This window comes from Psychrobacter sp. CX10 (assembly GCF_057621575.2).
In genome coordinates this window covers 414,060-435,184 of sequence record NZ_CM177736.1, presented here as the reverse complement: position 1 = coordinate 435,184, position 21,125 = coordinate 414,060, and the positions used below count along the sequence as shown (strand labels likewise).

Sequence of the window (21,125 nt, the reverse complement as noted above, 5' to 3'; positions counted from 1 at the left end):
GTCTTAATAGATTATATAGTTTTAATAGATTTTGGTACAGTTGTAAACTTCTAAATAGCTTACAGGTGTTATTAACTAAGCTTTCTTACAAAAAACGTATAATAAAACAACTTTTGAGTTAAGTTTATATCCAATGACTTATTTATTGCCTATTTTTCATTCATGTATTTTCGTCCATATATCGTTCGCATAAAATTAAACATTAAGCTGAATCTATGACCACCCACCCCATCATAACTTCAAAAAAATCTGACAATAATAGTACGCCTGATAATAATACAGACGCCTCTATTCTTTACGTCGATGTACTTATCATCGGTGCTGGTGCTTCGGGGCTATATTGTGCCATGACCGCTGCCCAGCGTGGCCGTTGTGTGCAGGTTATTGAACACGCTAATAAAGCGGGTAAAAAAATACTGATGTCTGGTGGTGGACGCTGTAACTTTACCAACTATGTCGTGGAAGCAGAGAACTTTATTGGTGATAACAACCACTTTTGTAAATCAGCTTTAAAACGCTATAGTCCTTGGGAGTTTATTGGACTGGTTGAGAAACATAACATCCCCTATCATGAGCGAGATTATGGACAACTATTTTGTGATGATTCTTCTAAAGATATATTGAATTTGTTGTTAGATGAATGCGCGCAAGCGGGCGCTAAAGTTAAATTAAAAACCAGCGTCACTTCCGTATCTTCTATAAGCATATCTGCTTTAGGTACTTATCCCTTAGGTATAAACTCCTCAAATACAACCTCCTTAGATCAAGATACTCATCAAGGATTTGAGGTTGTCACCTCAGACGGTGTTTTCCACTGTGCTTCTTTGGTAGTAGCTACGGGTGGGTTGTCCATCCCGACATTGGGAGCTACTGGCTTTGGCTATCATGTCGCACAGCAATTTGGACATGACATCATACCAACATCAGCAGGTTTAGTGCCTTTCACATTTACAGATAAACTTGGCGAGGTTATAGCAAATCTTGCTGGTATTAGCTTGGACGTGGTTGCTTTTAATGACCGTATAGCCTTTTCGCGGCCCATGCTATTTACCCATCGGGGTTTGTCCGGTCCTGCCATGCTGCAATTGTCAAACTACTGGGAAGTTGGGGAAACCATTCACATTAACCTATTACCTAATATAGATGTCACCGCACTATTAATCAACGCTAAGTCATCACATCCTAAACAGTTAATTCGCAGTGCATTGGCGGATTACTTTCCTAAAAAGCTGCTATTGGCGTTACAAGAATTGCACTGGTCTGAAGCTAAAGATACGACGCTGGCTAATATCAAAGATGAGACATTAGACGGTATTGGCGATAGAATAAATAACTGGACCATAAAGCCATCAGGAACGGAAGGATACCGTACTGCGGAAGTAACACGGGGCGGTATAAATACGTATGAGGTATCTTCCAAAAATTTTGAGAGTAAGCTTATGCCCAATCTATATTTTATTGGTGAGGTGCTTGATGTGACCGGCTGGCTTGGAGGTTATAACTTTCAATGGGCATGGGCAAGTGGCAAAGCATGCGGAGAAGTGGTCTAAAATTTGATATTTGAGCCCAATTGAATCAACATAAGATACTTTAAAACTATGAAAATATTTGAAAACTATCAAAAGAATAAAGCCATACAAACCTATATTAAGAAATTACCTAAGGTATTATCTAAAGATTATGGTAAGTCTAACTATTATACCCCTGCTCAAGTAAAGAGCAGTATGGATCGAGCAGGCTTAATGAGTGTTTATGCTTACTACGCAATGGTGTTGTACTGCGATAGACCTCATTTGGAGCAGTATGCACTCCAAACCTCTGAGCCATTTGATTATGACAGTATAAAAACTGATATTGGTGATAGCTTTTTCGATGGAAATAGCGACTTTACGCCTAAAATGATTGACTCATTAACGGATCAATACAATACAAGTATTCCATTTGATAATACTAACCCTGAAGGTCCCTTCGATATGGATGGTAGTGGAGATGGGTAAATTAATAAAATTTAAATCGGATTGGTTTTTTAAAAAAACTTCAGCGTTTTTAGTTAAGATATTGGTACCTTCTCACATGGTAGTTCATTTCGTGAAAAGGGTAAGTAAGTCTTATACATGAACAAACTGAGGTTCACATGAAATATCTAGTAAAAATCGCCATGCTTTTTTTAGTTTGTCTATCCATTCAAGCGTGTTCAATTAAATCTTATAATCAAGATAATCTAAATAAACCAGACTATAAATTCACGGTAGTCCGAGAATGTAATACAGAAACTTGCTCTTTTTATCGTAAACAAAATAACAATAAAACTGAAATTATCAACTTTGATATAGGTAGAGTTAGTGAGGTTAAGAAATTAAATAATGATTTATATAACTTTAATCTATCTTGTGGATACGCATGTGGTCTAAAGTACTATGTTACTATAGATAATATGTTTGTCACTCAAGATAATGAAATACTCGTTGATAATCAAAAAAAATGTATTGTATATGCCGATTGGAATGAGAAAAAAATATATTCACGAGATTTAAAAAACCCCGCTTTCAGAAATCAGCTGCTATATGACTTCTCAACAGACGATAGATATATAAACAATACTGACAATCTTAGAGATTTATTAGAAAGGGAGCCACTACATCAATTATTTAATGAAGATGCCGTTATTGATGATTATGGTACGTTACATTTATATTTATTAGGTAGAGAGTCGGACTTGCTAGAACTTCATGTAGAAAATGCTTGTACAATCTTTTAAATCGCATATTAAAGTTCGTAATTACATACTTACGCTATAACTCATCAAACTTAAGTCCGAATTTCATTAAGTACTTACGTAGCCTATCACTGTCATTTGGATTTTTTAGGTTATTACGTGAGCTTGAGAATAAATAGCGTCCTGCCGCTGCTTGGCTCTTATGCTGCTGACATACTGAGATAACATAGGCCAGTTGTACCCTGTCAAAAGGATCTAAATCAAAAGCATCTAATTTATCGATAAAACTATCATCAAATTCGCTGTTAGCACTATTATTAGTATCATTATTTGAATTACCAATAGAATTATTATCAGCAAAGCCATTCAATTCTGCATGTAATACGCCATCACTTAGTTGTTCTAACTGGTGTTGCGCTGAGCTTAGCGCATCAGTGTTTAGCATATGGCTTTGGTTGTGAGTAATTGACCAAAGGTTTTTCAAACGCTCAATTTCAGCCTCTACATCTTCGGTTCTGATGACTTTACTGTCCGTTAATGTGGTAAGACGCGTCATACTGGCGGATAAGTCTCTAAAGTTACCTGCCCAAGTAGCCTGCTCGCTAGTAGCAAAGTCTTCGTAAAGATTGCGAGCTTCTTTTTCAAAGCGATATTGATTTTGATCTTCGCTACCCAGTCTTGCAAGTTCATAATCAATATTGACGGACAAATCTTCCAATCGATCTTTAAGCGATGGTAAAAAGAAAGTCCAAGTATTCAGCCTAGCGAACAAGTCTGCTCTAAATTCACCCGCTACAACAGCTTGACGCAAATCCTTATTAGTACCCGCCATGAGCTGAAACGACACTGTTACTGGTCGGTCGCTACCCACAGGATAGAATCGTTGTTCTTCTAAGGCTGTGAGTAGCATCGCTTGTTCATCCAGCCCAAGCTCTCCTATTTCATCTAAAAATAAAACACCACCATCGGCCGATTTTAACAATCCATCCCGATTAGAAGAAGCACCTGTAAAAGCGCCTTTAACATGACCAAATAAGACACTCATTGCGGTATCACCGCGAAGCGTCGCACAGTTCACTTCCACAAATGTGCCAAGCTTAACTTGAGTAAGACTCGTATCGGCTTTGAGTTTTTTGAGGGCATAAATTTGGCTTGCTAGTTGCGACTTCCCAGCCCCTGTTGCCCCCATCAATAAAATAGGCGCTGTTGAACGCGTGGCTACCTTTTCGATGTCTTCAATTAGCTTTTGATAGGCTTTATTTTGGGTTATTAAATTGGCTTGTAAAGTCTGCCAGTGTTGAGCTTTTTCGGCTTCAAAACGCTCTCGCAGTCCATCGTATTTAGAAACATCTAAATCAATGGTTTGAAATCGCCCTTGTGGGTTATTTTTGTCAGGTTTTGGGCAGGGCGAGGTTTGTATTAAGTCTGCCGGTATAAACCCAGCTTCAACCAACAAAAACCAACATATTTGGGCAACGTGTGTGCCCGTGGTGAGGTGAACCAAATAATCCGTATTATTGGCGAATTCAAAACCAGTTACGAAGTCATACAACTGTGCATACACCTCGGCAAAATCCCAAGGATGCGCTAAGGTTAAGGGATGAGCCACTACTTCGGTATTGGGTGATACTTTTTTTAAATCATCTTCAATGATACTCAAGAGCCGCTTGTTTTGAGGACTATAAAGAATATGAAGCTCATCAACCAGCAATTCATCGTGCAAACATAGGCTCACCGTCGGGCGCCAACGTTGCCAGCGCTTGTCGTTAAATCCATTGTCTAAAGTTGTTCCTAAAAAACCGATGACGGCAGTTTTATTCATTTATGACCCACTAGTGCTAATTGAAACTAGATATTATTTATATTTTTTTATACGAATATAGAAATATAACTATATCAGATTCAATGAACTCCTTGTCGATTATATTAAATTAAAATATTTATAATTTATTTTTCTATTAAAATCAGTACTTTATATAAATTTTAAATATTTATATAAAGGTTGGCACGCGCTTCGCAGTATTAATAATGCAATAACCAATATTAATTCTAATCCAATGTATTCATTGAACTATTTAAAATTGATTTTTATTAATCGAACTATTTAATAAGGAGCAAACCATGCAACCTACCACTCATAATATACTTCAAGAAGGTGGAGCCCCTATTCGGCTTTGGACAAAGGGCGTGCCTGTTGACCCCAAAGCACACGAACAGCTTATTAAAGCGTCTCAAATGCCATTTATTTATAAATGGCTCGCGGTAATGCCCGATGTGCATGTAGGTATTGGCGCCACTATCGGTACAGTATTACCTACCAAAGAAGCGATTATTCCTGCTGCTGTTGGGGTGGATATTGGCTGCGGAATGATGGCGGTTAAGACCACATTGACTGCAAGCGATCTACCCGATAACTTGCGTGGATTGCGTCTTGAACTTGAAAAGGCCATTCCTCATGGTCGTAGCAAGACCCGTGGTCGTGGATCACGCCGTGATGTGGGCGCTTGGACCAATCCTGATGAAGCAGTATTAAATGGTTGGAGCGATTTGCAGGCTGATTTTGATTATCTGTGTCAAAAGCACCCTCGCCTTAAAAACACCAACAATCTAAATCACCTAGGAACGCTAGGAACAGGCAACCACTTTGTTGAGGTTTGTCTGGATGAAACCAATCAAGTTTGGATTATGTTGCACTCAGGTTCACGCGGTGTGGGTAATGCTATTGGACGCTATTTTATTGAATTAGCGCGAGAAGATATGCGCAAATGGTTCATCAATCTGCCCGATAAAGACTTGGCTTATTTTGCTGAGGGTACCGAGCATTTTGAAGATTATTGGTTTGCGGTAGGTTGGGCGCAGCGTTTCGCTTACAAGAACCGTGAAATCATGATGGAAAAAGCGATTAAAGCTTTGCATGAAATTATCCCTAAACCATTCGATGCAGCCGTCAAAGCGGTAAACTGTCACCATAACTATGTAGCAAAAGAAGAGCATTATGGCGAAGAAGTATTTGTTACCCGTAAAGGGGCGGTACGTGCCAAAATGGGCGAATATGGAATCATTCCCGGCTCTATGGGGGCTAAATCGTTTATCGTACGAGGTAAGGGTAACGAAGAGTCGTTTTGCTCCTGTTCGCATGGGGCTGGGCGGGTTATGTCACGTACTCAAGCCAAAAAAGAGTTTACAGTTGAGGATCAAATTGCTCAAACCGAAGGCGTGGAGTGCCGTAAGGATACAGCCGTTATTGATGAGATTCCTGCCGCGTATAAGGATATTGAAGACGTCATGGCGGCGCAAAATGATTTGGTAGAAGTTGTGCATACGCTTCGGCAGGTGGTTTGTGTTAAGGGATAGAATCCCCCTTAGCCGTTCTCTATATAGTGAAGGAGATAGACTCAAGCTAATTGTTCATTTTAGGATTACAAACTATGAAATACCAAGAATATAAAGATACTGACTTAATCCCAGAACTTGTTGATTGGAAAGCTTGTAATGGTGAAGACTTTACTATTGAAGACTGGTTAAACTTTCATTTAAAACCTCAACTTACTATAGCTTACACTACTGTTTTCTGTCCTGAGTTTGAAGAATATAACGGTGGTTTATTTTTTAAAGGTGAATACAACCGCAATACAATGGCTGGTGATATTGAAACGCACCACTATGGAAATTTTATCGATTATCAGTCTTTTACTAACTTCAGAGAGGTTGCATATTTCATGCAGTCCTCCTATGAAGATAAGCTGCATCCTGTCCAAGTAGAATTCATGGGTAAGATGTTAGAAAAAATTTGGGGTTATCAGCTTATAGCACAGTTTCCACATTTAAACCCACAAGTGAAATATTGCGGATTAGATGTGAATCCAATAGATGATGCTAACGTTACTTTTTGGGCACAGCCATCATTTGAGAAATAAGGATAAAACTATGTGTTATGAGGTAATTATAAGTACCGACTACCCCGTTGATCTGGCAAAGTTAAATCAAATGAATGTGTATTTTGAGCAAACTGTTGCTGAGAAAAACAAAGTCAATCTTGAATACGACAATGTTTATCGCCTTGCTACCTATGGCGTCAATCACTGTAGTTGCGGTTTTAGAATATATGATGGTAATGCTTTTGACTATGAGTTTATCGGTTTGCAAGACTGGCTTGAAGAGGACAGAAATGATAGTAATATTCTAAATACAAAATTTTTGTTTCAGGTGATTAAGAATATCGTGAATGAAGGCTATCAGTTTGATAGTTTTACGGTTTGGAATGGTGATGAACAAAAACCTCCTGTAAAGTCGATGGTTGTGAATGTTAATGACGTGGATAAGACTGAATTTATGTTATTTGATAGTGCTTATTTTAGCTATGTTAAATAAATGCAGTTATTATACTCATATTTAGATTTTTAGTAGTGCATTTTAAAACGTTATAAAAGTACGCTAACCTATAAGGCTTGGCAGGATGCCTATGCAAACTTTCATGTACCTTATGAGGCTTTGGTGTCTAGTTGCAATGGTTTTAAGGGCAAACAAGGGTTAGTTGAATTACTGAACCATGATAATACTAACGGCGATTATGCCAGAGTATTTGACGTCTGCTGTATAGAGATACGTCCTTACTATTTTCGCTTAGGCTATTTATATGAAATAGCTATTGCTTAAGCTTAACCATGCGCCCTTAACACCAAACCAGCGTCTAAGCTACAAAAATAGTTAAGTCTACTTACCGAGAGTATCGCCTTAAAAGAACTAAAAATAAATAAACTGGAGAATAAAAATGAAACTTGCCGAAGCCCTACTCATCCGTAGCGATATGCAAAAAAAACTGGCGCAGTTAAAAGGGCGCATCAAAAATAACGTTAAGGTGCAAGAAGGCGATACACCAAGTGAAGAACCAAACGAGCTGATGATTGAGGCAAGCCAAATTATCACCGAGTTGTCCGGCTTAATTGAACGTATTCATCGTACCAACGCGGCGGCGACCACTGATAACGGTGCGTCTATGCTAAGCTTACTTGTAGAGCGTGATACGCTTGAGATGCGCCATAAGCTGTTAGTTGATATGATAGAGGCAACACGGAACGAGGAAGACCGTTATAGTTATCGTGAGATCAAGTGGGATGTGATTGTTTCGGTATCTGGCTTACAAAAACAAGCCGATGATATCGCCATAAAATTGCGTAAGCTCAACCTTGTGATTCAAGCTAATAATTGGCAGATTGAATTGCTCGATTAAACTTATATTCAAAGAATACTCTATCAAATATCCATTTGATAGACTACCAGTTTGGAACCGACTGGGCGAGTGTCAGACCCGTACTTCCACAGCAGGGGGTTGAAAATATACTGCAGTGGCCTACCCGATGCGTCGTGGGCAGGCGTTACTTTTACACCTTATGCCTCGTACTCATCACACTGTACTATGCACTTGTTAGACCTTACTACCAGACACTGACAGTCGGTTTCAATTTTATTAAGACAATAAATAATCCTTAAACCTGCTAGGCCTCATCAGACGTTAGCAATGTTAAGGATTTTTAAGCAAAAACGCAGTATGATATTGCATTTTATATAAAGCGTTTCGATGGTGAGTTATGAAAATTTTAGAATCAAAGTATTATGTCGATCGGCAATACCTAATTACGGATCATTGTGATGGTAACCGTATTGTGGTGGACAATCGCTTATGGGCATCAAAATACCAGCCTTATAGTGATTTGCTCGATCATTTGTTTGGTGGGGTATACATCGGCAGTTCGGATTTGGTTATCGCTCAAGATAAGCTTAATCAGTTAGTTCAGTGTACGGATTTCACTCATTTGGACTATTCTAAAAAGACGAATGCGTTTTTTCAAAAAGAGCTGTGCTATTTTCATCCAGAATATGAGATTTTTGTTGTACTCAATACAAATTTGTCTAATGACTATGAAAATGAGCTGTTCGAAAACGGGTTGCTTAAGTTAGAAAACGTCTATTTTGACAAAGGACGCGACAATGTTAAGGCAGATGTGGATGCTTTTTTTGATGCGTTTGTCGATAAGTATCAACCCAAAGAGCCAAAAGTGTCTATATTGGTTAAGACGAATGATGGCTTTGAGCTTAATACCCACAAAATTATCCCCTACCCTATTGATATAAGTCTGATGTACAACGATGACTTCGCCGATGTTCATGCGCATATTGTCGAATCACTATCTACGACGCATAAAGGCATTGTTTTGCTACATGGTATTGCAGGCTCGGGTAAATCAAATTATATTAAATGGCTGACCAGCCAAGTGACCGATAAAAAGTTTATCTTTGTGCCCAGTACCATGATTCATATGTTGGCAGATCCTGGGTTTATTACGCTACTCATTGAGAATAAAGGCTCAGTATTGGTATTAGAGGATTGTGAGAATTATATTGGGGAGCGTACTCCAGAAAATAGCAATACCGACATGGTGTCTTCCATCTTGAATATTGCAGATGGCATGCTGTCTGATGTGCTGGCTTGTCAATTGATTTGTACTTTTAATTCAGATATTTCACAGATTGATCCTGCTCTGATGCGTAAAGGACGCCTGATTGCTGAATATAAGTTTCATGAACTTGAAACGGCTAAAGCCAATGCGTATTTGGCAGCCTATGCAAACAAAGCTGATGCGTCAGATACTGATACTGATACTAATTCTAATGATCAAGACACGGACGAGTCTGATACCTTATACGATAGTGGTGAAGACAGTATTGACCAAAAAGACAATGAATCAGACGACGCGCGTATTGCGGCCAAAGCTCAAGATTTTGAGCATAAGTTAAATGGTACAGATCCTTTGATGCAATCTGAGTTGCCATTAACGGTGGATTCTCCAATTTCGCTTGCCGAACTGGTCAATTTGACAGACAAATCATATCGTGAAGTGGTCAAAAAGAATCGAACCATAGGTTTTATCCATTAGGGCATGGCTTCAATTCGTACAATAATATTTAAATGGGCTAAAAGATATTGTCAATGAAGTCTTAAATGGTGACAAGGCAACCGAGTGCAAGTATTACTCATGTAGGCTTAGCAAGGTTAACGCCGTAACCGTTTAGTATTTCGCTGACTATAAATAGCCGCCTATTTCTGGAAACTCAGATAACCCTTAATATACATAAATAACCTTAATAACCTTAATAAACATAAATAACCTTAATAACCTTAATAACCTGGAATAACTTTAAATAAAAAGTAGGCACCATGACGGATGCAGCAATAAAAAAACGGCTCAAAATAGACGGCAGCATAGGAGAAGGCGGTGGACAAATCATCCGTACAGCGCTGGCGTTATCTATGCTGACAGGTACGCCGATTGAAGTGAATAACATCCGTGCTGGTCGTGCAAAACCTGGTTTGATGCGTCAGCACCTTATGTGTGTTACAGCTTCAAAAGAGATATCTAATGCAACCGTTACTGGCGCTCATTTAAATAGCACAAGCTTAAGGTTTGAGCCCAGTGAGGTGACGGCAGGCGATTATGTGTTTGATATAGGCTCGGCGGGTAGTACCAATCTAGTGCTACAGACCATACTCCCAGCGCTATTGTTTGCAGCATCAGCGAATCGCTCAAACCAATCTTCAACCATTACGATAAAGGGCGGTACACACAATCCATTTGCGCCAACTGCTGATTTTGTTCAGTATGGGTTTGTACCAGCATTGTCTAAGCTTGGCATGCAGATAGATTATGAATTGATTAAGTCTGGATACGCGCCTATCGGCGGCGGTGAAATCAGGGTCAAGATTAGGCCTTACTTACGTCGTGCCACTGCGACACCTTTTAATCTTACTAAACGAGGGAACTTGCTTGGCATTCATTTGGTCGCTAGTCATTTAAATCTTGATAGTGATATCTGTCAGCGTGAGCTGCTAATTGCGACAGATAGATTATCTAAGTTAAATTTAGATACGGCTTTGATAACCACGCATATAGAAAAGCAGTCAGGTATTGGAGAGGGTAACTGCTGTTATGCCATAGTGACACATACTATTAACGACGTTAAGACTGAATCTAAAAACGTTGAAGCAAAGCATTTAGTGAAAAAACATTTTAATCAAGATAGTATGCCTGTACATCAAGAAGTGTTTACGTTACTGGGAGAAAAACACACATCGTCCGAGAAGGTAGGTACGCGATTTACTGGTTTAGTAAAACGCTATCTTTACAAAACAGATGCAGTTGTGGATGAGTATTTAACCGATCAATTGCTATTACCTTTGGCTTTGTCGGGTGGCGGTGAGTTTTCATCTCGGCTTATAAGCAATCATAGCAGGACGCAAGCGTGGCTGATTCAGCAGTTTTTGCCCGTTAACATAGAATTTGAAAAGTTTAACGAGCATTGCTATAGAGTTAGGGTTTATGATTAGGCGCTTTCTTTAGCGTATCAATGACTTAAACGCCTTTATTAACTGTAGGGTTAGGTATACTGCTTAGTTTATTATATTGCTGGTTTGGTAAATAAACCAGCCTTTTCAAACTGCGCGGCTAGCGCGAGTAAGCGAGCTTCATCGTTCATTTGACCAATAAATTGCATGCCAATTGGCAACCCTTTTTGGCTCATCCCTAAAGGTACTGACATTGCAGGCAGACCTGTGATATTACCCAAAGTGGTAAACGCCATTTTACTAAGGACAGGCGCACTGAGCTTTTCTACCAAATTGGAATTGTAAATCCATTTGCCAATATTGATCCCTTTATCAACTAAGCCTGTTATATTCAAAAGCACCTCATCGAGACGGCTAGGTGGTATGACACCGTGTTTTACAGCGGCAGTAGGTACGGTAGGACATAAAATCATGTCGTACTGCTCAAGGAGTAATCCTGTTTGATATTGCACGTCATGCCAGCCCTGCTTGGCTTTTAGTAAATCCATGACGCTTAGTGAGCGACCTATCATGGCCATATTGAGGGTTTGGGGTTCAAGATTGCTAACATGCGATTTGCCATAGCGTAAGGCGATGTCTTCAATATGATAGGCCGTATGCGCGCAGACTACTGTAAAAAAGTCTCGCCACATTCTATCTTTATTAATGTTTGGTACGGCCTGCTCGACGCTATGACCCATATCTTCTAGCTGACTGGCTGTCATTTTAAGAACGTCTTCGACTTCTTTATCTACCGTAGCACCTGGGAATAAAGGTGTTGGCATAAGAGCAATATTAAGCGATTTGGGCGGTGTTTTAGTAGCTTGTAAGAAGTCGTCGTTACCTGAGGTCGTGCTCACAAACGCTGAGCCTATCTCACGCCCTGACGTTGCATCGAGCATTGCGGCGCTATCTCTCACACTGCGGGTTATGACGTGGTCGGCAACAGCCCCCTCCCATCCTTCTGAGGTTAATGGACCACTTGGATTACGCCCGCGGCTGGGTTTTAATCCGAACACACCGCACCACGCTGCGGGAAATCGAATCGACCCCCCACCATCTCCACCGCCTGCCATAGGTACGATGCCCGCGCTCACTGCTGCGGCACTCCCACCAGAGGATCCGCCACTACTATAGCCTTTTTTAAAAGGATTGTGCGTTGGCCCAAAGGATTTGGGTTCAGTGGTAATCATAAGGCCAAACTCAGGCGTATTGGTTTTGCCAAATGTGTTGACACCCGTCGCTCGCATCCGCCGCACCAACTCATTGTCTTGATTGGGCACAACATGAATACTACGGCTTCCCATCTTAATAGGCTCGCCTGCAAATAAGAAGTTTAAATCTTTTAATAAATAAGGCACACCGCAAAAGATGCCTTCTGGCAAGCCTTGATTAGCGGCATTGTAAGCTCGCTCATCAAACCGATGAATAATGGCGTTTAATTGAGGGTTGAGTTCGTTTGCACGATGTATTGCAGCCTCTAAGGCTTCTTTGGCACTGATTTCGCCTGACTTTATAAGTGTTGCCAGTCCAATGGCGTCGTATTGTGTATATTCTTTAAACATAGAAATCCTTGTCTATTTATGCGTAGTGCGCTTATTTTTATGGTATATAACATAGCAAGTAATGAAAAATATGGTTTAAAAAAAAGGTTCGAAAATCGTAGTTTAAAAACTGTTTAAAAGCTATCTATCTCTTAGTCTTATATCAAATCTGATAATTTACCTATCGAGGAAAACGTATGCAAACGCTACAAGTAATTGACTTTGCAAGTTTGACAAAGAGAGGTTGTTTTTAAAAAAGGTATTACTTAGCTTTATATTCTACAAATTTAATAGCTATAGTCAGCGAATTATTAAACGGTTACGGTGTTTACTTCGCTAAGCCTACAAAAGCACTACTACGACTCGGTTGCCTTATAACCATTTTAGACATCTTTGACTATAGCTTATAGCAAAGGCAATAAAAAAGCCAAACCCTAAGGTTTGGCTTTTGGCATTACAATATTTGATGCAGAAATATACGGATTGCTACATAAGCGTTCTATAAAGCTGCAGTTCATTTAGCTTACGTAAATTGTCTCAACTTAATAGTATATTGTTAAGTAATTTATATTGAATAACAATGTATATAAGTTATCTAAATTATTTAACGGGTACTTCCATCAGCAAGACATACGCATCTTCTAAAGCTTCAACATCAAAACCCTCAGTATCTAAGATACCCATACCGTCACGTCTATTAAGCACTTCATCACCAATTTTTACGCTACCTTCAATGACAAAAGCATAGACACCGTTTTGAGGGTTTTTTAGCGTATAGTTCGCGGTAACACCTTTATCCAGATTACCCATATGGAACCAGGCATCTTGATGAATCCATACACCTGCATCATCAGGATTAGGAGATAATATTTGGCTAAACTCGTTAGGCTTTAACATATCAGCAATCTTAAGCTGCTGATAACGTGGCTCAACACCGTGTTTGTTCGGTGTAATCCAAATTTGGAAAAACTTAACAGGTTCGCCAGCTTCTCCATTCATTTCACTATGCGCAATACCAGTACCCGCTGACATTACCTGAATCTCACCACTTTCTATAATACCATTTGTACCAATGGTATCTTTGTGTGCAAGCTTACCTGATGTTGGAATTGAAACAATTTCCATATCACGGTGCGGATGCGTACCAAATCCTTTACCACCTTCTACATGGTCATCATTAATTACGCGTAAGGCACCAAAGCCCATACGATCAGGATTATAGTAGTTAGCAAAACTAAAGGTGTGTTTACTTTTTAACCAACCGTGGTTGGCATCACCGCGAGTATCTGCTCTATGTATTATAGTTTTCATAATTATTCCTTATTATTTAATATAAATTAATGGCTATAACCATTTAACACGCCTATTATACCATAAAGATATTCTTAACTTAACACCATTACTATTAATATATGATTAAGTATCCTAAATTCTGCATTCTATTTAACTCATTAATAAGTAAGGTTAATCTTATTCTATAGTACGCGTAAAAAAAGTGGCCTTAGCCACTTTTTGGTTTAGATTTAGATCATTTTAATCATACTAATTTAAGTATATACGTTTACATTAGCAGTTCGCGTTTTCCGCCCTTGCCCATGGGGCTAACTAATCCAGCTTCTTCCATAGAATCTACAATACGGGCAGCACGGTTATAGCCAATACTGAATTTACGCTGAATACTAGAGGCTGAGACTTTCCGAGTCTCCATTATAAAGGCCACGGCTTCATCGTATAAAGCATCATCTTCGCCTGAAGTATTGCCTGCCCCACTATTGCTTGGACTCGATAATTCAAAATTACTGGCCATATTATCGATATAATCTGGGGCACCACGCTCACGCCAAGCATCACAAACACGGTTGACCTCTTCATCGCTCACATAAGCACCATGCACACGATCCGGCTCAATCTGACCAGGTCCTAAGAACAGCATATCGCCATTACCTAGCATGTCCTCTGCACCCCCTGCATCTAATATAGTGCGAGAATCCACTTTGGAGTTAACACGCAGTGCGGCACGTACGGGAATATTGGCTTTAATAAGACCTGTAATTACATCTACAGAAGGACGCTGGGTTGCAAGCATAAGATGAATACCTGCAGCTCGTGATTTTTGAGCTAAGCGAGTGATTAGCTCCTCTGCTTGTTTTCCAACTTGCATAATCATATCAGCGAACTCATCGGCGACGATTACAATCATCGGTAGCGTTTTAAGCTTTGGTGCTTTATCAATACTTACGCTCTCATTAGGGCGCCATAGTGGATCAATCATGGGCTTGCCAGATTGCTCTGCTGCCATGACTTTTTTATTAAATTCGCTTAATTTACGAACCTTTAATAAACTCATTAATTGATAACGGCGCTCCATCTCGGCTACACACCAAGCGAGGCTACTTGCCGCCTCATTCATGTCAGTCACGACAGGCGTTAATAAATGCGGAATGTCATTATAATTAGCAAGCTCTAGCTGTTTTGGATCAATTAGAATTAAGCGAAGCTCAGAGGGTTTGTATTTGAGTAGCATGGAAAGTAGCATTGAGTTTACCAGTACGGACTTACCTGATCCTGTCGTACCCGCTACCAGCATATGCGGCGCTCTAGCCAGATCGGTTATGATGGGGTTACCCCCAATGTCTTTACCCATCGCCATACTGATTTGAGCATTGGGATCTTTATACTTTTTGGTTTCTAACAGCTCTATTAGCCTCACCATTTCACGCTTTTTATTCGGCACTTCAATACCGATATAAGGCTTACCGGGTATCACTTCTACCACACGTAATGATGCCATTGACAACGAACGAGCCAAATCACGAGATATGCCAGTCACCTTGCTAGCTTTCACCCCTGCTGCTAAATCAACTTCAAAGCGGGTAACGACTGGGCCTGGTATGGCATTCACAACGTCAGCTTTGACATTGAATTCTTGTAGTTTAATTTCTAACAGCTCTGAGAGTTGTTCGAGCTCCTGAGCGGTATAGCTGGGTTTGCGATCAGGGTCTGGCTTGTCCAAAATCGACAGCTCAGGAATGGGCGATAAGCTTTCCCGATGTTTTGCAGTTTGCATGGCGCGGCTGGCGCTCGCATATGCTGAATCATCGTGAATGTCTGGCAGTACGGGTTCTTCGCTATAACGCTGTTCTGGTACCATGTCTTCAATATGATTACCCGAATCACCGTCTGGCGTCGCAAATCTTATTTCAGGTACTGCCGGTTTGCTGGACACTTTTGGTTCATCTGAAAGTGCTGATTCGTCTACAAGCGTTGGTAGCTGCTTTGGGTTAGATGGTGGTGTATTGGTCGGCGTTAGGTCTACAAATGACTCAACCTCTTTAACCTTATCTTGCGCAACCCTCTTTTCAACCACATCATGTTGTAGTGAGTCAGATGTAGATGCAGACGATGATTCAGTTGCTTTTATAACAGGATCTGTAGCATGAGCACTATATGCCTGCTTGGGGACATCCGAATTGATAGGCGTACCATTATCATTATTTGTATAGCCACTGCCACTAGCTTGAGTGTTGAGACTAGCATTACCGGCTGTATCTGCATTAAGTTCGCTATGCGTGTACTTATTTTTAGAACCATTTAATGCGTGGGTTGAGTGAGTACGGTTGTCTTTACCTGTTTCAGTCCCTGTCTCTATATCTGTTCCTGTTCCTGTTCCTGTTCCTGTTTCTGTCTCATTCATATGGCTTTGAGTTGGACTTTGCATGGCTCCAGTGACATAAGTTGCTCCAGTGACATGAGTAGTTCCATCAGAAGCTAGTTGTTCAGCTGCCAGTGAATTAGTTAATCCATCGCTATCATAATCAGGGTCTAACGAAACGGTTTCTGTTTTAGAATGTAGTGCAGTCTCTGATACAGCGTTTGGAATAGCGACATCGTTCGTTTCTGGCGATGTGGATGCAGGTTCATCGTGTAAGGAAGCTTGGTTCGCTTGATTGGATAAAGTCGTATTATCAGCGACGGCAACAGGTAATGCATCTTCATCGAGCAAACTGTCAATGGCTTTTGGATCATTCCAAGCGAAACTAGGTTCTTGTTTTTTATTTGTCGCTGATTTTGGCTGTTGAAGATTAGCCGCAGCTTCTTCTTCACGAAGCGCAAGTATGCTCTCACTTAAACCTGAATTTACCAAAAACTCATCCAGAACATTGTTAAATTCTGAATACCTTACCGTTTGACTCTGACCATTTGGCGCTGAATTTGAGTCAGCCCCTGGGCTATTCGTTATTAAAGATGATTCTAGAGATGTATGTACAGAGCCATTATCTAATTCATTTTCATTTTGATTGTTTTCATCTAGCCTATGCGTATTGGAATGCGTATCCGTTTGCTCTTTAAGATTGAGTTTGAGCTGATTGCTATGCGCAGATGATTTTGAGCGAATGCTATCAAATAGATTGTGCTCTTTTTTCAGTGCTCGTTCATCGCTCGCTATCGCATCATCTGTACCTGCATGCTCGTTCGAACCATCATTACGGTGAGTATCAGTATAGTCGTTTTGATCATTATGCATGTCATTACGGCGCTCTTTAATACCGCTGCCTAGCCAAGATAAACTTGTAAATTTGGAAAACAGCTGTTTCCAGCGCACATCAAAGGCGAACGTAATCGTAATCAACGTGAATAATAATAGAAACAAGCCTGCCCCATACGAGGTAAGTAGGGCTGACAAACGCGCGGCTACTTCTGACCCGAGAACACCACCAATTCGAGCCACATTAGCATCTGCAAAACCTAGCAGCTGAGGAATGATTGCTACCAAACCTGCACTACCAAGGATTAAAAAAAGATAGGCGATCAATCGGATCAAACCAAATGTTTGTTGACGCTCCCACCAAAGACTCAAAGCTTCATAAGCTAAAAATATAATGACCCACCAAGCCGACCACCCCAAAAAGGTATAAAACAGATCTGCAACCCACGCGCCCACAGCGCCGCCCATATTACTAACTGTCGTCATGTCGCTACTAATACGCGACCAGCTAGGATCGTTCGGGCTATAGGTAATCAAAATAACAAACACATAGGCAGATACTATGACGGCAAGTGCAGTAAACATGGCTTTTTTGGCAGTATAAATTTGTTGAGCCGTTATCATTACGCTATCTCATCTTAAACTGGTAAAATATGGAACTCTACTTATCATAAATCTTGTATGGCATTCTTCAATAGGACTTAACCCTAGCACCATAACCCTCTATAATAGCAAATTACGCCCTACTTTCGTGCATAGGATGATATTTTTATTCCATTTATAAATATAATAAATTAAATTCATTTGCTATTTTAGTCATCAACCCGCAAATACATTTTTATAACGATAACCTCGTTACTTATAGCTATTGTTCAAACCCAACTATTTTAAAAATTAAGGAAGCGATATGACACAAGACACCTCTTCAAATCGTCATGAAAAACTCATTATACTAGGTTCTGGTCCTGCTGGTTATGCAGCGGCTGTCTATGCGGCGCGTGCCAATTTGAAACCTGTCATTATTTCAGGTATGCAGTTGGGCGGTCAGCTTACGACAACTACCGAAGTTGACAACTGGCCTGGCGATGCGCACGGGCTTACAGGTCCTGATCTAATGGTACGTATGAAAGCGCATGCTGAACGTTTCGGAACTGAGATTTTAAACGATCATATTAATTCTGTTACCTTAACTGAACGCCCTTTCAAACTTGTTGGTAACTCTGGCACGTATAGCTGCGATGCGCTCATTATTGCTACAGGCGCTTCCGCGCAATATCTAGGCATTGAGTCAGAAACTAAATTTAAAGGTTTAGGCGTTTCTGCTTGTGCAACCTGCGATGGCTTCTTTTATAAAAATCAAAAAGTAGCCGTTATTGGTGGCGGTAATACAGCCGTCGAAGAGGCGCTATATCTATCTAATATTGCAAAAGAAGTTATCTTAGTTCATCGCCGTGACAGTCTGCGCTCAGAGAAGATACTACAACAAAAGTTGTTTGAAAAACAAAAAAATGGCAATGTAACTATTGAATGGAACCATAAAGTCAAAGAAGTGGTCGGCGATGATATGGGCGTCAATGGTGTTGTTATCGAATCGACTGAGGATGGTAGCACAAAGCATCTAGATGTTATGGGTATGTTTGTGGCTATTGGACACAAGCCAAATACCGATATGTTCGTTGATCAATTAGATATGAAAGATGGCTACCTTATCGTGAATAGCGGTACTAAAGGCAATGCCACTCAAACCAGTATTGAAGGCGTTTTTGCAGCGGGTGATGTGGCCGATCATATTTATCGTCAAGCGATTACCTCAGCAGGTACCGGCTGTATGGCAGCTCTAGATGCTGAAAAATACTTAGACGCGATTGGCGAAGCAGACGCTCATGATCATACCTATGCGTCTACACTGACGCAAGACGCAGATGCGTAACTTTCGTATACGCGTTTTGAACTTATATCTATCTAAGTTATAAGTTCTTAAATAAGCGGTATAGTCAGCAAAATACTAAACGGTTACGGTGTTAACCTCGCTCGCCTTACTATAGTAGTACTTGCACGCGGTTAGCTTGTAACTCTTTTAGATTGATTTCACTATATATTAAATTCATAGATATTAAGGCGCTAGACTCATAGCGCCTTATATTTATAAGTACTATTTTTCTTACAACTATGTTAAAAAAACAACTATGTTAAAAAACAACTATGTCTAAAAGTAACTTTATTTAAAAGCAATTATATTCAAAAGCCACTATGTTTAAAAGCAATTATGTGTTCCCCGACCCTATTGAGGCCGATCCCGATGGATTGGGTCTTATTGCGATGGGCGGTGATCTTGAGTCACAGACCCTATTAGACGCTTACGCCCAAGGGTTGTTTCCATGGTTTAATGAAGATGAGCCAGTGGCATGGTGGAGTCCAGAGCCTCGGTGCGTTCTTAATCCAAATGATTTTAAACCCAGTAAATCTTTAAAGCGTCTGGCTAAAACGAGCGACTGGGTCTGGCGGGTTAACACTGCATTTGAAGAAGTTATTCATGCCTGTAGCTTACCCCGTAGCTACGCAGACGATACTTGGATTCATGACGAGATGATCGAGGCTTACATTCACCTATATGAGCTTGGGTATGCGCATAGCATTGAAGTCTGGCAGGATAACGAATTGGTTGGTGGATTGTATGGTTTGAAGATTGGCAAATTATACTTCGGTGAGTCTATGTTTCATCGACAAAGCAATGCCTCAAAAATAGCCTTTTGGGCTTTAAATAAATTGTGCAAACAATCCCAGGTTGAGTTAATTGACTGCCAATTGCCTAATCCGCATCTTAAAAGCCTAGGGGCATCCATTATGCCAAGAGCGCTTTTTTTAAAAACTCTTGAACAATTGGTAGTGCAGCCGAGTCTAAACTGGCATGACTTTTCGTCACAGAGTTATACCGTACAGGGTCTTGTCTCTAATATATTCGACGTATCCACTTTAAATCCTTTGTGTCACTCGCATAAAGGTAAGCTATCGACTTCCAAAAAGGATACGCCATGAATCGTTCTGAACCTGAAAACAAAACGCCGCCACAGGATGCGAATGATCTGCAAACGCAAACCAGCCGTAACAATCTAAATCAGGTGTTATTAAAGTTATCGCCGCCAAGTCTATGCAGCTATATTCCTGAGCATATGTCACAATTGGCGTTTATATTAATTGAGCCTGAGGACTCCATTGACAGTGTATTTTACGCTCAATTAAGCCACAGTGGCTTTAGACGAAGTGGCAATGCGTTTTATAAGCCGCATTGTTCCCACTGCATGCAATGTATCTCCTGCCGTGTCATTGTTGATGAATTTAAGTTGTCCCGCCGCTATCGAAAAATTTTAAATCGTAATGCCCATGTGACTCTGTCTATAAGCGCTGCACATAGGGCCACTCAAGAACATTATAATTTATATCAAAAATATATTTCAGCTCGGCACGTCGATGGGGATATGTACCCACCCAGTCTACAAACTTTTGAACAATTTTTAATGAATAGCCCTGCTGACAGTGTGTTTATGGAGTTTAGAGAACCCAATAGAAGACTCATAGCGGTGGCAGTGACAGATAAGATAGATAACGGCTTGTCAAGCATATACACTTATTTTGATTCTGATCGCAGTATTAACTCTCGAAGCTTAGGGGTGTATTGTATTTTGCAACAGATTCAATTAGCTCAAGAGTTGGGACTTCCCTATTTATATTTAGGGTTTTGGATTCCAAGTGTCAAAAAAATGCGTTATAAGACTGAGTACGCTCCTATTGAGCTGCTATTTAACGATCAATGGCACTACTTTGAACAAGCGCCTGATAGTGATGACATTCTAAATCAGCTTAATACCTCAGTGGTTAACTTTTTGATGCGATAAGTATATGTATGACCTATATAGAGTTTTTAACTTTCCATAGAGTCTTAAATTGACTGTCAAAAATCTTTCAGTCAATAACGCACTCTAAAATTAAGTGGCAATAGCA

Annotated in this window: 16 protein-coding genes; 12 read left to right on the top strand and 4 right to left on the bottom strand. The window is 40.2% G+C overall.

The window, feature by feature from the left end; genetic code table 11:
• Positions 1-347 precede the first annotated feature (347 nt).
• From AC21OH_RS01740 to AC21OH_RS01730, 3 genes are all read left to right on the top strand, one after another.
• Entirely contained in the window at positions 348-1,550 is a 1,203-nt protein-coding gene (locus AC21OH_RS01740) for a BaiN/RdsA family NAD(P)/FAD-dependent oxidoreductase (protein WP_487371261.1), read from the top strand.
• A gap of 48 nt (positions 1,551-1,598) precedes the next feature.
• A complete protein-coding gene (locus AC21OH_RS01735) occupies positions 1,599-1,997 on the top strand; it encodes a DUF6559 family protein (RefSeq protein WP_486536391.1) in 399 nt (132 codons plus the stop codon).
• A gap of 137 nt (positions 1,998-2,134) precedes the next feature.
• Positions 2,135-2,758: a hypothetical protein gene (locus AC21OH_RS01730; RefSeq protein ID WP_487371250.1), complete on the top strand. Its 624-nt coding sequence runs from the start codon at positions 2,135-2,137 to the stop codon at positions 2,756-2,758.
• Positions 2,759-2,792: 34 nt separating this feature from the next.
• Here the strand turns inward: AC21OH_RS01730 and rtcR are convergent, their stop codons facing one another.
• The gene (gene rtcR, locus AC21OH_RS01725; RefSeq protein WP_487371249.1) at positions 2,793-4,538 is read right to left on the bottom strand and encodes an RNA repair transcriptional activator RtcR; all 1,746 of its coding nucleotides are present in this window, start codon (positions 4,536-4,538) and stop codon (positions 2,793-2,795) included.
• Positions 4,539-4,837: 299 nt separating this feature from the next.
• On the opposite strand from rtcR, the gene AC21OH_RS01720 reads away from it, so the two are divergent.
• The 6 genes from AC21OH_RS01720 (at position 4,838) to rtcA (ending at position 11,099) form a co-directional block, all read left to right on the top strand.
• Positions 4,838-6,070, top strand: coding sequence for an RtcB family protein (locus AC21OH_RS01720; RefSeq protein WP_487370878.1), 1,233 nt, complete (start codon positions 4,838-4,840; stop codon positions 6,068-6,070).
• Between the two features lie 74 nt (positions 6,071-6,144).
• Positions 6,145-6,633 carry a hypothetical protein gene (locus tag AC21OH_RS01715; protein ID WP_487370879.1) on the top strand — a complete coding sequence of 163 codons (489 nt, stop codon included), beginning with the start codon at positions 6,145-6,147 and terminating at the stop codon, positions 6,631-6,633.
• Positions 6,634-6,643: 10 nt separating this feature from the next.
• The gene (locus AC21OH_RS01710) at positions 6,644-7,087 is read left to right on the top strand and encodes a PDDEXK family nuclease (RefSeq protein WP_487370880.1); all 444 of its coding nucleotides are present in this window, start codon (positions 6,644-6,646) and stop codon (positions 7,085-7,087) included.
• 400 nt (positions 7,088-7,487) lie between these two features.
• Positions 7,488-7,946, top strand: a complete 459-nt coding sequence (locus AC21OH_RS01705; protein ID WP_487370881.1) for a DIP1984 family protein — start codon at positions 7,488-7,490, stop codon at positions 7,944-7,946.
• Positions 7,947-8,304: 358 nt separating this feature from the next.
• On the top strand, positions 8,305-9,651 hold the full coding sequence (locus AC21OH_RS01700; protein ID WP_487370882.1) for an AAA family ATPase: 1,347 nt from the start codon (positions 8,305-8,307) through the stop codon (positions 9,649-9,651).
• 281 nt (positions 9,652-9,932) lie between these two features.
• On the top strand, positions 9,933-11,099 hold the full coding sequence (gene rtcA / locus AC21OH_RS01695; RefSeq protein WP_487370883.1) for an RNA 3'-terminal phosphate cyclase: 1,167 nt from the start codon (positions 9,933-9,935) through the stop codon (positions 11,097-11,099).
• Between the two features lie 71 nt (positions 11,100-11,170).
• On the opposite strand, the gene AC21OH_RS01690 is transcribed toward rtcA, so the two are convergent.
• The 3 genes from AC21OH_RS01690 to AC21OH_RS01680 all read right to left on the bottom strand — a co-directional run bounded on the left by AC21OH_RS01690 (position 11,171) and on the right by AC21OH_RS01680 (position 17,750).
• Entirely contained in the window at positions 11,171-12,661 is a 1,491-nt protein-coding gene (locus tag AC21OH_RS01690) for an amidase (RefSeq protein WP_487370884.1), read from the bottom strand.
• Positions 12,662-13,240: 579 nt separating this feature from the next.
• Positions 13,241-13,951, bottom strand: coding sequence for a pirin family protein (locus AC21OH_RS01685; RefSeq protein WP_487370885.1), 711 nt, complete (start codon positions 13,949-13,951; stop codon positions 13,241-13,243).
• A 250-nt stretch (positions 13,952-14,201) separates the two neighbouring features.
• Positions 14,202-17,750, bottom strand: a complete 3,549-nt coding sequence (locus AC21OH_RS01680; RefSeq protein WP_487370886.1) for a DNA translocase FtsK — start codon at positions 17,748-17,750, stop codon at positions 14,202-14,204.
• Between the two features lie 283 nt (positions 17,751-18,033).
• On the opposite strand from AC21OH_RS01680, the gene trxB reads away from it, so the two are divergent.
• The 3 genes from trxB to AC21OH_RS01665 all read left to right on the top strand — a co-directional run bounded on the left by trxB (position 18,034) and on the right by AC21OH_RS01665 (position 21,019).
• Entirely contained in the window at positions 18,034-19,056 is a 1,023-nt protein-coding gene (trxB, locus tag AC21OH_RS01675; protein WP_487370887.1) for a thioredoxin-disulfide reductase, read from the top strand.
• 320 nt (positions 19,057-19,376) lie between these two features.
• Positions 19,377-20,162: a leucyl/phenylalanyl-tRNA--protein transferase gene (gene aat / locus AC21OH_RS01670; protein WP_487370888.1), complete on the top strand. Its 786-nt coding sequence runs from the start codon at positions 19,377-19,379 to the stop codon at positions 20,160-20,162.
• On the top strand, positions 20,159-21,019 hold the full coding sequence (locus AC21OH_RS01665; RefSeq protein WP_487370889.1) for an arginyltransferase: 861 nt from the start codon (positions 20,159-20,161) through the stop codon (positions 21,017-21,019). The genes aat and AC21OH_RS01665 overlap by 4 nt, the downstream gene beginning before the upstream one ends.
• The last annotated feature ends 106 nt before the right edge of the window (positions 21,020-21,125 follow it).